We start from the raw sequence: 14,876 nt of genomic DNA, 5'->3' as shown, positions 1-14,876 counted from the left end.
ATCGGCCGGTGCTGAGTGCCGCGGACACCGCACTGCCCGAGCGGTTGCGCGACATGATTGGCACGTTCCCGAACGGCGTCTGTCAAGGGGCGGCCGGTTCGGGGCAGCCGCAATTGGACGCCGGGCACACGTCGCTGTCGCTGTCGCTGACGTGCGCGTCCTTCGCCTGGCCCGCCGGTGCGAAAGCGACCGTCGCGGCGACGGGCGTGACGGTGACCGTGACGAGCCAGGGCACGGTCACACTCACGCTCAGTGGAACGTTCGAAAAGGTCGAGGTGACCTCGACGGTGACCGCGACCCGTTCCGCGCAGTTGACCGCCGCCGTGCGGCCGACCCGGGCGGGCGCCTTCGCCGCCGCGCTGGAGGAGCTGGGCGAGCGTTTCGGCGGGGACGTGTGGAAGAGCGCGCAGGAGGGGTTGCGCGGCTTCGGATTCGATCTCAGGAACGTCGCCGGTTTCGACTACCGCCTGACGAAGGGACGGCAGTCCGTCTACACGGTGACGTCCGTGGCGGTGGTGGCCGACCTGGACATCAAGACCCTGCCTCTCCAGGTCGCCGTGTGGCTGCCCGATCTGCGGGTCACCGGCCGGGTGCGCGGCGACCAGCCGATCGGCGTCGGGCCGCTGCTCGAGTCGTTCGGCATACCCGCGGGTGAGCTGCCCTCCGAGCTGGCCGTCAGCGACCTGTCGTTCGCCGCCGCGCTCGGGGACGCCTACATCGTCCGGATGAAGGTCACCGGCCTGTGGCGGATCGAGCACTTCGCGATCAGCTCCCTGTCCCTGGACCTGTCCTACGACGAGGTGGAGAAGTTCGTCGCCACGGTCGCGGGCACCGTGGAGATCGGCTCCCTCGGCATCGACGTCCTCGCGGCCAGGAACGGCGGCGCGGCGGGAGGCTGGACCTTCCAGGGCGGCCTCACTGCCGGTGAGCACCTCGGCGTGGCCGACGTGGTCACGGCGCTGGGTCTGACGAACGTGCCCGGCCCGGTCGGCTCCCTGGAGCTGACCGGCTTGTGGTTCTCCCACACCACGGGCTCCGGCGCCGGCTACCAGGCCCTGTTACGGGGCGACATGATGATCGCGGACGGGGTACGCGCCTCGCTCGGCGTGACGGCCACCCGGGATGGCTCGGAGACGCGGTACACCGGAACGCTGGACATCGACGGCTTCGAGTTCGATGTCGTCTTCGACAAGGACGGGTCCGGCGTCGACGTGCTCGCCGCCACGTTCCGCGGTCCCGACGGGGGCATCGAGATCGTGTTGCGCGACTGGGTGGCGCACCTGTCGGCCGACCTGGCGGCGGACGTTCCCGACAGCCTGCGGATCGGGCTGAAGGACGCCAAGTTCGTCCGGGTGAAGACCGCGGACGGTGCGGCACGCTTCTGCCTGGGCGTCGACCTGTCGGCGGACCTCGACCTTTCCCAGCTTCCCCTGGTGGGCGGGTTCCTGTCGACGGTGGGGACCTTGAGCGTGCGGAACCTGCAGATCCTCTACAGCTCCGGCGACTTCGCCCCGCAGACGGTCAGCGTGGTCAACGGGCTGTTGCGTGAGGTGGTGCCGCTGCCGGCGGCCGGGCTGAAGTCGGGCGTCGCGGCCCTGGCCGAGCTGAAGGTCGGAAGCGAGAGCACACCGATCGCTCTCGGCGTGCCGTCGGCGAGCGCCCCCGCCTCCCCCGGGAGCGGGCAGCCCGGCGCCCCGGCCGTCCCGGGCGGCGGCACCCCCACCCCGCAGAGTGGACCGGCCTCCACCGTCCAGTGGATCACGGTGCAGAAGAAGCTCGGCGTCGTCCAGATCAACCGGGTGGGCGTGTCGTACCGGCACAACGTGCTGTTCTTCGCGCTGGACGTCTCGGTCGCGTTGGGGCCGTTGTCCATGTCGCTGGACGGGCTCGCGGTGGGATCGCCGTTGGACAGGTTCGCGCCGACGTTCAACCTGGACGGTTTCGGCATCGGCTACAGCGCGCCTCCGGTGGTGATCGCAGGGGCGTTGTTGCATCTGCCCGAGGACCAGCTCGGCCCGGAGGTGGCGTTCCAGTACGACGGCGCGGCGACGATCGCCCTGCCGGACTTCTCGCTGGGCGCTGTCGGCTCCTACGCGCAGTTGAAGAGCGGCGAGCCCTCACTGTTCGTGTTCGCCCAGTTGGAGGGGCCGCTGCTGGAGCTGCCGCCGGTCCTGGTCACCGGGCTGATGGCCGGGTTCGGCTTCAACAGGGAGCTGGCCCTGCCCGCCCCCGCGGAGGTGACCGGGTACCCGCTGCTGGTCCTGAACAAGCAGGGGCCGGACTCGGAGGACGCCAAGCCCACCCACGTGCTGGACGTGCTGGAGGGGAGGTTACCGGCCGTGCCGGGGGGCCGGGCGCGGCAGTGGATCGCCCCGCGGCAGGGCTCGTACTGGCTGGCCTTGGGCGTGGAGTTCAGCGTGGCCGAGGTCGTGAACGCCAAGGTGCTGCTGGCCGCGGAGTTCGGCCAGGATCTGGCGCTGGCCGTCCTGGGCATCGCCACCCTTCAGCTGCCGACGCCCGCCGAGTCCGCCACCCGCACCTACGTCTACGCCGAGCTGGGCCTGGAAGCCGTCATCCGGCCCCTGCAGGGCAGCTTCGAACTGGCCGCGCAACTGTCCCCGACCTCGTACGTGCTGACGCCCGAGTGCCACCTCACCGGAGGGTTCGCCGCCGCGGTGTGGTTCGGGCCGAACCCGAACGCCGGGCAGTTCGTGGTCACCCTCGGCGGCTACCACCCGGCGTTCCAGCCGCCCGCCTCCTACCCGCGGGTGCCCCGGCTGGGCATCGACTGGGCGGTCAGCGGCAACGTCGAGATCAAGGCGCAGGCGTATCTGGCGGTGACTCCGTCGTGCGCGATGGCGGGCGTCCGGCTGGACGCCGTCTTCCACTCGGGCGCCTTCCGTGCCTGGTTCAGCGCTCAGGCGGACCTGCTGCTGTCGTGGCGGCCGTTCCACTTCGACGCGAGGATCTCGGTGAGCATCGGCGCCTCGCTCAAGGTCGACGTCTGGTTCGTGCACAAGACCCTCACGGCCTCGGTCGGCGCCGACCTGGCCCTGTGGGGGCCGCCGACCGGTGGCTACGTCTCCGCGCACCTCCTGTGCTTCACCGTGACGGTCAGCTTCGGGCCAGGACGTTCCGGCTCCGGAGCCAAGACGCTGCAGTGGCCGGAGTTCGCCGGCCTGCTGCCCCAACCACCTGACATGATCACCATCGCCCCGGTCAGCGGCCTGGACGGGACCATGGACGACAACGGCGGCAAGCGGTGGCTGGTCCGCGCCCGCGACCTGCGGTTCTTCACCCAGGCCGCGATTCCCGCCAGCCATCTGCGGACGGGCGGTGACCCGCTCTCCTCGCCCGCGGACGGCCCCCTGGTCGACGTGCGGCCGATGAAACGCGGCGGCCTGGTCGGCGAGCATCGGCTGAAGCTGTACTTCGAGGATCGGCTCGCCCCGACCGACGGCTGGACGCTGACCCCCCGCACCCGGAACCTGCCCGCGTCCCTGTGGGGCGACCCGCAGGCGGACCAGTCACCCAGCGCCGAGCTGGTCCCCGACCGGCCGGTCGGGTTCGACGTCCAGGCGCCGCGACCGTCGCTGGCCGCCTCGCGCGGAGTCTTCCCGCTCAGCGAGTACACCGAGGACGAGCTGCCACCCGGCCTGTCACCGCTGCCCCGGCAGCCCGCCGCCAACGTCGACTTCGTCTTCGCCGCCGAGGCGTCGTCCGTGGACCTCATCGGCCGTGCCGACCGCGGGGACGCCAAGCTCGGCCGCGACCAGGTGTACGCGGCCCTGGCCGACGCCAAACTGTTCACCGGCCCCAACGACCCCCTGGCCGGTCTGGCGCAGGGCGCCGGCCACCTGTACAGCCAGGCCCCCATGACCCAGGACGCGGGGAGCCGGACGTGAGCCAGAGCCCGCAGCACCCCGCCCGCGACACGATCCCCCTCGGCGACCTCGAACTGCACGACAACTACCTGCCCGCCCTGCCCGCGGGCGACTACCGCGCCGAGGTCACCCACGCCCTGCGCACCGGCCAGGACGACCACGCCCCCGTCGTCGGCGACACCTTCACCGCCGCCCAGAGCTTCACCGTCCGCGGCCCGCAGGTCGCGATCGACACGGGGGCGGTGCTCGCCAGGCAACCGCCGGACGCCTCGACCGGCCGGTTCGCCGAGGTGCTGCCCCACGTGGTGCTCGGCGATCCCATGCTGCCGTGGGAACGCGCGATGGAGGGCGCCCCACCCGGCACGCCCTGGCTGGCGCTGCTGGTCCTGACCGACGACCAGCTCGTCGGCGGCACGGACGCCCCGACCCGGACGATCTCCGGCACGGTCGGCCAGTTCCTGGCTTCCGACGCGGCCGTGCTCAAACCCGCGCTGAAGCTGGAGGCCGACCTCGGCGACGCCGATCCCTGCGCCTACATCCAGGTCGCGGCCACCGACTTCCACGCGGTCGCGCCCCGTCTGGACGAGCTGCGCTTCCTGGCGCACTGCCGGGGAGCCAACACCGGCGACCGGCCCATCCTCGGCCTCCAGGAGGACGGGCTGTTCGCCGTCGTCGTCGCGAGCCGTTTCCCGGCCGACGCCCCGCCCGGCTCCACCGCCGTGACCAAGAACATCGTGCACCTGGTCTCCCTGGAGGGCCACGAGAAGCTCCTCGTGAACGACCCGAACTTCCACGGCCGCACGTCGGTGGCGCTGCTGTCCCTCGCCAGTTGGTCGTTCTGGGCCTACCCCGACCTGCAGGCCGACTTCGCCGATCTGGCCGAAGGGCTCACCCGCACCCCGGACGGAGCCCCGGCCGGCCGCGAGGAGATGTGGCTGCGGCTGGCCTCCCCCTACCCCAACGGCGACGCCACCCCGGCCCCCCAGCGGCACGTGGCCCGGCGGCTCAACGACGGCTACGTGCCGCTGCCGTACCTGACCCGCTCGGGCGAGTCCACCTACGGCTGGTACCGAGGACCGCTCACCCCCGTCCTGCCCGTGGCCACCGCGGCGGCGGCGCAGGCCACCACCGCCGACGCGCTCATCGGCTACGACCCCGCCTGGGGCGGCTTCGACCTGTCGCTGGCCACCGCGTTCGAGACCGGCAGGGCGCTCGCCCTGGCCGACGCCGCCTTCGGCCAGCACCTGCTCGCGTTCAAACACGCCGCCAGGAACCTGGTCGACACCCTCTACCACCAGGCCACCAGCAACCACCTGCCGGAGGACGGCGACGGGCAGAAGACGGCGCGGGCCGCGTTCGGCGCGCTTCTGGACGGCAGCCTGCTCACCACCCTCGGCACCCCGCCGGGCAGACCGGACGCGCCGTGGTCGCCGCCCGCGCCAGAGCATGCGACCCAGACGCTGGAGGACTTCCTGCGGTCCGACACCACCAGGGCCACCCTCACCGAGGCGCTGGCCGACGGCGACGGACTCGCCGAACACTTCGCCCCCGTCGTGCAGTGGCTCGGGCGGCTCATGCTGCTCTACCCCGTGCCGTTCACCCATCTGGTGCCCGACGAGCGGATGCTGCCGAAGGAGTCGCTGCGCTTCTTCCACCTCGACCCGAGCTGGCTGGACGCGCTGGTGTCCGGCGCCCTCGGCATCGGGGCCCAGTCCAGCCGCGACACCCTCCAAGGCCAGTTCGTGGCCGCGAGCGTCCGGGCGGCGGCGGCACGGGTGGCGGCGGCACACCGCGCCACGCTCCGCGGCACCACACCCGGCACCCCGGACCCCGGCGGCGCCGCACCCGAGGTCTCCGGTCTGCTGCTGCGCTCGGCGCTGGTCTCCGGCTGGCCGAACCTGGCCGTCCGCGCCGTCGACCCCGGCGGCGCGGAGTTGCCGATGCTGCGCATGGACCACCTGGCGCCCAACGTGCTGCTGTGCCTGTTCGTCGGGCTGCCCGCGATGGTCGAACTCCGCGAACCCCAGGAAGGCTTCCGGTTCGGCGTCGAGGACCACGGCCTGATCCCGCTGCGGAACATGCTGCCGCCGCGCCCGCCCGCCAACCTGCGGCTCGGCGAGCAGATCGGCACCAGCGTCACCTTCCCCGTCCTCGACCACCTGAGGACCGGCGCCGGCGGCCGGGTCCTGGACCTCGACTCGCTCGTCCCCGCGCTGCGGGCCGCCCTGGACGCCGCGCACGGCACCGCCGTCGGCCCGATCGGGCCCGCCGACCTGGCCATGCAGATGGTCAAGGTCCCCGAAGCCATCCATTTCACCGGCCCGGACGGAGACCGAGGATGACCACCCGCCCCACCCTCCTCGTCCCCGTCGGCCTGGACGCCCTCGTGGTCAACACCACCCTGCAGGGCCGCGACGGCTTCCGCACCTGGCAGCACAACTACCAGGCACTGGACTTCTACATGAGCCCCGAGCCGGACGAGGGCGACCGGCAGAGCAACGGCCAGGTCCACAACCACACCGGCGTGCACCTGCACTGGACCCTGCCCCGAGGGCTCCGCCACGGCGTCCAGGACCCGCGGACCGGGCAGATCCGGTATCCGCTGGTGCCCAACCGGTGGCTGGTGACCCGGTTCAGCGGCACCACCACCCGCCGGGCCAAGGCGTGGGTGGTCGAGAGCGACTGCCCCTACAGCGGCCACGCCTACGACGAGGGCCAACCCTACGACCGGTCGAGCCCGTACCTGGTCTCCGGCGACACCCTGCGCGCCTGGCAGGCCAGCTCGGACCCCTACCGCAACACCATGACGCCCGACACCCCCGGGGTGCTCATCGGGCTCGCCTTCCCGCTCACCGACACGGCCACGCCCTGGACGGAACGAGCCGCGGACGTCCCCCCGTTCGTCACCGCCATGTCCACCGGCGATCCGTACTTCACCGCCTACACCCCGCACAACAGCAACGTCTTCTCCTTCCTCGACGACCTGTCCGACGTCACCTCCGCCGGCCCGCTCGGCTACCAGGTCGTCGGCTGGTACTCCGACTCCGACGCCGACATCCTCGCCTCCCTCCCGGCGGACACCTCCTACGCCGACCACCTCGCCCACCTCGGCTGGCAGGACCCCCGCCACCTCGGCCAGGACGCCGCGGTCACCCCCGCCACCCGCAGCCTGTACTGCGGCACCACCCTGACCGTCGCCTGGGACCCGAACGCCCGCGCCGCGCCCGCCCCCGACCCCCTGGACGCCATCCGCGACAGCGGCGCGCTCAACCTCGCCATCGGCAACTCCACGGAGGACGCCTTCACCGCGCTCGCCGGCCGTACCCTGCACGCCACCGGCGCCGCCCCCTCCAGCGTCGACCTGCAACTGCTGCGCACCTTCCTGCACAACGTCCTCGACCTCGCCGACGAGAAGGGCGGCGACGCCCGGGTACGCCGCCACGTCCACGACGCCTCGTTCGGCGCCTCCGCCGGAGGCCACCACTGGACCGTGACGCCGCCCCCCGCCGACACCGGCGATGCGGCGTCGGCCCCCGCCCCGTTCACCCCGCCGCCCTGGCTGGCCACCCTCAACGACGACCAGCGGCGACTCGACACCCGGCTCGGTGAGCTGGCCACCCACCAGTGGCGGCTGAACGCCCTCTGGCTGAAGTACGGCCTGGCCGACGCGGTGTCCCCGCGTCCCGGCGACGCGCCGGACCCCGACCGGATGTCGCAGGAACTGGACCCCGACAGGGACGGCTCGCTCGCTCACACGGTGCGCGCCATGACCGCCCAGGTACGGGAGCTGGCCGCGAAGGTCCCCCAGCCCGACCACACCGTTCCGCGCGAGGGCGACCACGACGCGTTCCTGGCCGGGGTCAGCGCGTTCGCCGAAGCCCGCGGGCTCACCGGGGGCGCCACTCTCAAGGCGGTCCCCAACGCCCCGTACTGGAATGCCGCCGACCCGGTGGTCAGCCTGTCGGGCATCCTGCCGCCGGCCGACACCACCGTCCCCGACGAACCGCTACTCGTACGGCCCCTCACCGCCGACGCCCCCTCGCCTCTGGTCAGCGCCGTCACGGTCACGGGCACGACGATCACCGGCAGCGACAGGACGCCCGCCGTCGCGGGTCTGGACGCGCTCCCGCCCGAGATCCCCGCCCTGCTCACCGAGTACTTCCTGCTGGATCCGGGCAACGCGCCCGCGCTGGCCGCCGCCACCGGCCTGCCGACCGACGACATCGGCCACGTCATCGCCGGCCACCGCCCCGCCGACTACACCGGCACGCTGCCCGCGCTGGGCCTGACCCCCTGGGCCCAGCCCTGGGAACCGCTGTTCATGGAGTGGAAGGTCGCCTACCGCCACATCCCCTACGCCGTGGGCACACAACGCTGCTGGACCTTCGACGGCGCCGACTACCACTACACGCCAGGCGCGGCCGTCGACCCGGACCGGGTCACCGTCACCGGAATCTCCGGACTCGGTCCGCACCCCCGCTCCCTGTTCGCCGGGCGGCTGAAGGAGTTCGTCGCCCAGCACGGCACCGACGACCAGCGCCACCAACTCGGCACCTGGCTGGACGGGATCGACCGCTGGGCCTTCCTCGCCCAGGAGCTGACCGGCTTCAACGAACGGCTGGCCGCCCGCGACACCCGTGCCTTCCGCCGCCCCACCACCGACGACACCGACCACCCGCACATCGCCGACCTCGCCGGCTGGCCCGACGCCGCCACTGGCGACGGCCTGCCCGCCCGCTACCGTGGCCGGGTCACCAGCGTCCCGTACCTGCCCGGCGCCGCCAACGCCCCCTTCCACGAGATGCGGCAGGGCCAGATCCACATCGAGGAGCTGTTCCTCTACGACAAGTTCGGCCGCGTGCTCGACGTCGTCAGCCCCGACACGGAAACCGGCGGACTGCACGACTACCGCAACTTCCCCCTCGTCATCGACACCCCCCTGGCCGCCGGGACCTCGCTCACCCCCACGATCGCCTCCGTCGCCCAGTTGCCGCCACGCCCCCTCCAGCCCGCCCGGCTCGACTTCGACCTCCTCGACGCCCAGACCGGCACCCGCATCGTCCGCACCGCGGCCGACCCCAACCCCATCGGCGGCTGGATCCTGCCCAACCACCTCGACCACAGCCTGCTGCTGTACGACCCGGCGGGCCGGCTGCTCGGCACCTACCGCCTGCTCACCACCGCGCGAGGGCAGCGCACCGGCCAATGGGAGCCGCCACCCGACGGCACCCTCACCACCCTGGACCAGGTCGCGGCACTCGCGCCCTTCGTCGCGGGGCTGATCCGCGCACCCGAACTCGCCGCGCAGGCCAACCTCACCGCCTTCCTCGACGCCATCGACGCCACCCTGTGGACCACCGAGCCGCTCGGCCAGCGCGCCGACCAGAACCTGTCCGTCCTCATCGGACGCCCCCTGGCCCTCGTCCCCGCGCAACTGCGGCTGACCCTCCAGGGCCCGCCCCTGCCCGACACCCGCTGGGCCGCCACCCTCGACCCGCCGCCCCCCGTCTTCACCGGCCACCGGTTCGAGGTCCGCCTCGGCGACCAGTCCGCCCGTGACGACGGCCTCATCGGCTACTTCACCGCCGACGGCGCGGCGGGCTACCGGTACGACAGGTTCCACAGCCTCGTCTCGCCCGACGACGGGCAGGACTACGTCACCCAGATCGGCCCGCCCGGCCCCGCGCAGGACGGCAACTACCTCCACCTGACCTTCGCCGACCCCGCCCCCACCCGGGTGCTCCTGCTCCTCGACCCACGCGCCGCCGTCCACGCCACCAGCGGCCTCGCCCCCACCGCGACCGCCGCCGTCCCGCCCAGCCACGTGGACGACGCCCTGCGGCACTTGCAGGTCCTCTTCCGCTTCGGCCCCGTCCTGACCACCGAGCACGCCCGGACCCTCGCCTTCCCCCGGCCGGGCGAGAAGCACGGCAGTTGGTCATGGCTGCGCCCGGCGACCGGGCAGGCCGCCTGGACCGCGTACGAGCTGACCCCGGCCGTGCCCGACGCCCAGTTCCCCGACAGCACCGCCACGCTCGAAGACGGCCTGCTCCGTCTGCTCACCGAACCTGAGCAGCAGCAGTAGCCCGCTCCGCTCACCCGTCCCGCACCCGTTCGGAGGCTCCCGCATGCCCGATGCCCCCCGTCTGCTGCTCTACCGCACCGTCACCAGTCCGGCTCCGCTTCAGGCGGGCACTCCAGACGACCCCGCCGCCAACAGCATCGACGTCATCGTGTCCAGCCCCGACGGGCAGAACGTCTACTGCGACAAGATCGACGTTGCCGTCCCGGTCGGTGAACCGCAGGACGCAGGCGCGTACTTCACCGAAGCTCCGCAATCGTCGACCGACAACGACAAGTGGCAGATCGCGTCCGTGCGGTTGGTGTCCGGGCGGGAACTCGGCCTGGCCAGCGACACGAACTACCACCACGTCATCTTCCAGCCCCGGCAGGGCGGCCCGGCTCAGTTCCGGCACATCGACCAGCCGATGACGCTGACCATCAGCGGCAAGCTCGCCGCCGACGCCACCGGCAGCCTGCTCACCTGCCTGGTCACGGAGACCTCCAGCACGACCGACGGCCACTACACCCGCAAGGACCCGCTCATGCTGACGCTGCCCACCGCGGAGCCCCCGTTCTACCTGCACAACCTCCTGGCCGCCACCCCGAACGAGCCGACGATCCCCAGGACCAAGTTCAACGCCGGCGACGAGATCTCGCTCACCTGGGAGAGCAACGGCGACTCCTTCCACCTGTACGGCGGCGACGGCACGGTCCTCCACGAAGGCCCCGAGACCACCTGGACCGTCCCGGAGGGCGCGATCGTCAACGACACCACCTTCACCCTGAAGGCGTCCAAGAAGAACTCCACCGGCTTCGGAACGGTCGACCGGTACGCCACCATCACGATCACCATCACCAACCCCACGCTCAGCGAGCTGACCGTCAACGGCTCGCTCGGCGTCTACGGGAAGCTGACCGCGAACGACGGCCTCTCCGTCTCGAACACCCTCACCACCGACGTGCTGGAGGCCGGCGACGCGACGATGACGCGGTCCTGCCAGATGGACGGCGACTGCAACCTCGTGGGGAACCTCTTCTCCGGAGGTCTTTTCGTCCGCGGCGACACCAGCCTCAGCGGACGCCTTCAAGTGAACGGGGGAGTCACGCTGGACGACACCGTCGTCGTCGTCGGCAGACTCACGGTGAACAACGACTGCACCGTCAACGGAGGACTGTCCGCCAACCAGGACTTCAGCGTCTCCTACGGCGGCACCGAGAAGATGACCACGGTCGGCAAGAGCGGCCTCTGGGTGGAGGGCGACTTCAACGTCTCCGATCACGGCACCGAGAAGATCACCACCTACGGCGTCAACGGCCTGTACGTGGACGGCGACCTCACCGTCAACGGCAGGATCAACGACTAGGCGGTTCCTCGCGTATCGGGCGGCCAGGCTCGGTCCAGGAGGTGGCCGCCCGGGGCCGCCGGTCATCACGAAAGCCGCGCAGTCGCGACCACGAGATCAGCACGTGGACGCGATCCGGCAGGCCGAGCTTGGTCAGGATGCTCGACACGTGCACTTTCACGGTGTAGCGGCTGATGACGAGCCGTCGCGCGATCTCGTCGTTGGACAACCCCAGCGCGATCAGCTCGCAGACCTCCCGCTCGCGCTCGGTGAGCCGGTCGGCCGACTCCTGCAGCGCGCGGTCCTCGGCGGTCGGCAGCATGGGCCGCAGCGCCTCGATCATCCGGGTGGTCGCCTCGGGCGCGAGCACCGACTGCCCCGCCGCGACGATCCGGATGCCGTCGCGGATCCGCTCGCCCGGCGCGTCCTTCAGCAGGAACCCGCTGGCCCCGGCCTGCAGGCCGGCGTAGACGTAGCTGTCCAGGTCGTACGTCGTCAGGATCAGCACCCGGGTCGGCCCGCCCGCGTTCCGCTCGACGATGCGCCGGGTCGCCTCGATGCCGTCCATGCCCGGCAGGCGGATGTCCATCAGCACCACGTCAGGCCGGTGCTCGGCCACGGCCGCGACCGCCGCCGCGCCGTCGCCCACCGCGCCCACCACGGTCAGGTCGTCGGCCGCCCCCACCAGGCGGACCAGCGCCTCGCGGAGCAACTGCTCGTCGTCGCACACCAGGACCCGGACGGCGGTCATGCCAGGCTCCGCAGCGGCAGCACGGCGCACACCTCGAAGGTGCCGGGGCCGTCGCTCACGCGTACCGAGCCGCCCAGCAGCTCGACGCGTTCGCGCATGCCGACCAGCCCCACCCCTGCGCCGTTCCCGATCGTACCGGTCCCGATCGTGCCAGTCCGGCCGCGTACCGGGTTGGTGACGCGGACGGTCAGGCGCGACGGCTCGTAGCGCAGCAGCACGCGCACCTCGACGGCGCCGGCGTGCTTGGCGACGTTGGTCAGCGCCTCCTGCGCGACGCGGTAGGCGGCCAGCTCGATGCTGGCGTCGACCTGCCGTACGTCTCCTTCGCGGGTCAGCAGCACCCGGGGGCCGCCCGGCGGCACGGCCGACACCAGGTCGTCGAGCTGCGCCAGCCGCGGCGGCGGCGCCAGCGGGTCGTGCCCTGGCGGCGCCTCCCTGAGGACGCCGAGCAGCCGCCGCAGCTCGGCGAGGGACTCCCTGCCCGTGTGGGCCACCCGGCGGAGCGTCTCCTCCATCCCGTCGCGGGTGTCGGCCCCCGCCTCTGCGTCGACCACCATCGTCGTCACCGAGTGGTTGAGTATGTCGTGCAGTTCCCTGGCCAGCAGGGCCCGCTCGCGTTCCGCAGCCCGGCGTTCGGCCTGCGCCCGTTCCGCCTCCAGCCGCCGCGAGCGCTCCTGCAACTCCCTGATCCGGTCACGCTGGCGCCCGTCCACCCGCCCCACCGCCCAGAACCCGACGAAGAGCACCGCGACGGCGGCGTAGACGGCCAGCACCCGGATCGGGTCGCCGATGCTGAAGAGCGTCAGCGGCAGGCCGATGAGCAGCAGCGCCAGCACGGCGGCGATGCCGATCACCCGGCGGCTCCCCCGGCCCCACGCCCCGAGACGGGACGCGGCGACCAGGGGCGCCACCATGACCGGCATCTTCAGCGCGGCCAGCACCAACTCCAGCCCGACGGCCACGGCCAGCACGGTCAGGGGGAAGTGCCGCGACCACATCAGCGCCACGGACTGCGCGCAGGTCACCGCCAGCAGCACCGGCGCCGCGTCCCCCAGCTCGCCGGCCAGCCCGACCAGCCAGCCGACCAGCGGGGGGAGGAGTGCCAGCAGGCCCTCGCTCATCCACTCCAGGTGGGTCTGGCGCTCTGCCGGATCCGCCTGTCGCGCCGCCAGCCGCCGATCAGCAGCAGCGCCACCGGCGCCCAGGGGGCCAGCGCGATCGTCCAGCTCAGCGGGAGCGGCGGCCCCGGCGGCGCGATCGCCTGGATCGGCAGCACGCCCGTCGAGGTCCCGCCCGGCCCCTCCACGGCGAACTCGAACCGCCATGTGCCCTCCTCCGGCATCGCGACGACGTCCAGCCCCCAGACCTGCCGCGCCCTCGGGTGCCGCGGCAGCACGATGCCGTCACCGCGCCGCTGCAGGAAGATGCCCTTGAGCCCGCGCCGGTCGCCATCGGGCGCGACCGTCGTGACCAGCCCGGTGCGCCCCGCGATGCCGCCGGTGGGTTCGAAGGTGAAGTCGAGGGATTCGAGCGCGCGGATGGGCCACCTGGTGAACGATACGGTGATCGCGGATTGGTCGCTCATCCGTACCGTCTCAGTGTGCACGATCTCACCCGGCAGCGGTGGCGCGGCCGCCGCGGGACCCGCGGCAAGGAGCACCACCACGGCCACCGCGGCCACGGCCGTCAGAGCCCGCCTCATGCCGCCACCACCCCTGGCACCTTTACACCGAACCGGCGCAGCAGGGCGGCGAACTCCCAGCCCAGCCGGCCCGTCCCCGCCCCGACGGCGGTCACCGCCAGGGTCGTGACCAGCAGGTTCATCTCCATGCCCACGAACTGGTAGAAGAGCACGGTGTTGAGCCCGGCCAGCGCGCCGACCGCGGCCGTGATCCGCGACGGGCCCACGCCACACCGTACGGCCCACGCGACCAGCCCGCCGGCCAGCACCGCCACCAGCGGGAACGTGACGGGGAAGCCGACCAGCGACTGCGGCAGGTTGGTCGTGTAGTCGCGCATCGGCTGGCCGATCGCCTCGGCGTACCAGCGGGTGGCCGCGGGCGCGAACAGCGCCAGCCCGCCCTGGACGCCCAGGAACATCAGTCCCGCCGCGGCGGGCCAGCGCCAGTTGCGGGTGAGCCCGACGACGAGGCTCAGCATGAGCGCGGCCACCGCGCCGAGCCCGATCACGCGCGGCGCCAGGCCCGGCACCCAGGCCAGGACCAGCTCGGAGAGCTGGCCGAACAGCGACGTCGAGCCGAGGGTGGCCAGGCCGACCGCCAGCGCCAGCCCCCACCGCTCGGACCGGGTACGGCGCAGCACGGCGAACGCCATGACCATGGCGAAGATCTCCGTCTGGATGGCCAGGCCGAGTCCGAGGTGCGAGGGCGTCGCCCCGATCGCGATGTCGAATCCGTACAGGTCGTGCCACCACAGGTCGGCCCCGCCGTACAGGAGGTTGGCCGCCGCGCCCAGCCCGCCCACCAGGAACGGCCACGGCGCGCGGAAGGTGCGCAGCACCCGCACCGAGGGAGTCTCGGTCGCCGGCCCGCGCGCCCAGGTGGAGAGCAGCACCACGGTCAGGCAGGTCAGTCCGATGATGCCGGTGCCCGCGTAGAGCAGCAGGTGGGGCGCGGTCCAGAAGTTGTCGGGCCCGACGTCGCCGTGCCACTGACCGTCCCACACCATGCCGACCAGCAACGTGGCGTAGCCGGCCAGCAGGAACCAGGCGCCGGTGACCTCCCGGCGGGGCACGTCGCGGACCGCGCCGACGCTGTCCCGGTTGTCCGCACGGTTCGGCGGACCCGTCGTCGATCTTGTCGCCATGAGGCGTCT

8 protein-coding genes are annotated in these 14,876 nt (G+C 72.5%); 4 read left to right on the top strand and 4 right to left on the bottom strand.

Features of this window, described 5'->3' with window-relative positions:
• Positions 1 to 8 precede the first annotated feature (8 nt).
• The 4 genes from ACZ6S0_RS38500 to ACZ6S0_RS38485 are packed head-to-tail and all read left to right on the top strand — an operon-like array spanning position 9 to position 11,311.
• The gene (locus ACZ6S0_RS38500) at positions 9 to 3,905 is read left to right on the top strand and encodes a DUF6603 domain-containing protein (RefSeq protein WP_465924264.1); all 3,897 of its coding nucleotides are present in this window, start codon (positions 9 to 11) and stop codon (positions 3,903 to 3,905) included.
• Positions 3,902 to 6,226, top strand: coding sequence for a hypothetical protein (locus ACZ6S0_RS38495; RefSeq protein WP_465924263.1), 2,325 nt, complete (start codon positions 3,902 to 3,904; stop codon positions 6,224 to 6,226). The genes ACZ6S0_RS38500 and ACZ6S0_RS38495 overlap by 4 nt, the downstream gene beginning before the upstream one ends.
• Entirely contained in the window at positions 6,223 to 9,969 is a 3,747-nt protein-coding gene (locus ACZ6S0_RS38490) for an RHS repeat domain-containing protein (protein ID WP_465924262.1), read from the top strand. The genes ACZ6S0_RS38495 and ACZ6S0_RS38490 overlap by 4 nt, the downstream gene beginning before the upstream one ends.
• A 43-nt stretch (positions 9,970 to 10,012) precedes the next feature.
• Positions 10,013 to 11,311, top strand: coding sequence for a hypothetical protein (locus tag ACZ6S0_RS38485; protein ID WP_465924261.1), 1,299 nt, complete (start codon positions 10,013 to 10,015; stop codon positions 11,309 to 11,311).
• Here the strand turns inward: ACZ6S0_RS38485 and ACZ6S0_RS38480 are convergent.
• The 4 genes from ACZ6S0_RS38480 to ACZ6S0_RS38465 are packed head-to-tail and all read right to left on the bottom strand — an operon-like array spanning position 11,301 to position 14,867.
• The gene (locus ACZ6S0_RS38480) at positions 11,301 to 12,041 is read right to left on the bottom strand and encodes a response regulator (RefSeq protein ID WP_465924260.1); all 741 of its coding nucleotides are present in this window, start codon (positions 12,039 to 12,041) and stop codon (positions 11,301 to 11,303) included. The genes ACZ6S0_RS38485 and ACZ6S0_RS38480 overlap by 11 nt on opposite strands.
• Positions 12,038 to 13,162, bottom strand: a complete 1,125-nt coding sequence (locus tag ACZ6S0_RS38475; protein ID WP_465924259.1) for a sensor histidine kinase — start codon at positions 13,160 to 13,162, stop codon at positions 12,038 to 12,040. The genes ACZ6S0_RS38480 and ACZ6S0_RS38475 overlap by 4 nt, the downstream gene beginning before the upstream one ends.
• Complete coding sequence (locus ACZ6S0_RS38470) at positions 13,159 to 13,743, bottom strand: hypothetical protein (protein WP_465924258.1); 585 nt, start codon at positions 13,741 to 13,743, stop codon at positions 13,159 to 13,161. Before ACZ6S0_RS38470 ends, ACZ6S0_RS38475 begins: the two co-directional genes overlap by 4 nt.
• A complete protein-coding gene (locus tag ACZ6S0_RS38465) occupies positions 13,740 to 14,867 on the bottom strand; it encodes a hypothetical protein (RefSeq protein WP_465924257.1) in 1,128 nt (375 codons plus the stop codon). Before ACZ6S0_RS38465 ends, ACZ6S0_RS38470 begins: the two co-directional genes overlap by 4 nt.
• Positions 14,868 to 14,876: the final 9 nt, after the last annotated feature.

The organism is Nonomuraea sp. NPDC051298 (assembly GCF_055586305.1).
The sequence above is the reverse complement of the archived record's forward strand: the minus strand, read 5'-3'. Positions and strand labels throughout refer to the sequence as shown.

What these genes read in the sequence shown, in the direction of transcription:
- ACZ6S0_RS38490 (WP_465924262.1), top strand. Translation starts at nt 6,223, where the DNA reads ATGACCACCCGCCCCACCCTCCTCGTCCCCGTCGGCCTGGACGCCCTC.
- ACZ6S0_RS38485 (WP_465924261.1), top strand. Translation starts at nt 10,013, where the DNA reads ATGCCCGATGCCCCCCGTCTGCTGCTCTACCGCACCGTCACCAGTCCG.
- ACZ6S0_RS38480 (WP_465924260.1), bottom strand. Translation starts at nt 12,041, where the DNA reads ATGACCGCCGTCCGGGTCCTGGTGTGCGACGACGAGCAGTTGCTCCGC.
- ACZ6S0_RS38475 (WP_465924259.1), bottom strand. Translation starts at nt 13,162, where the DNA reads ATGAGCGAGGGCCTGCTGGCACTCCTCCCCCCGCTGGTCGGCTGGCTG.
- ACZ6S0_RS38470 (WP_465924258.1), bottom strand. Translation starts at nt 13,743, where the DNA reads ATGAGGCGGGCTCTGACGGCCGTGGCCGCGGTGGCCGTGGTGGTGCTC.
- ACZ6S0_RS38465 (WP_465924257.1), bottom strand. Translation starts at nt 14,867, where the DNA reads ATGGCGACAAGATCGACGACGGGTCCGCCGAACCGTGCGGACAACCGG.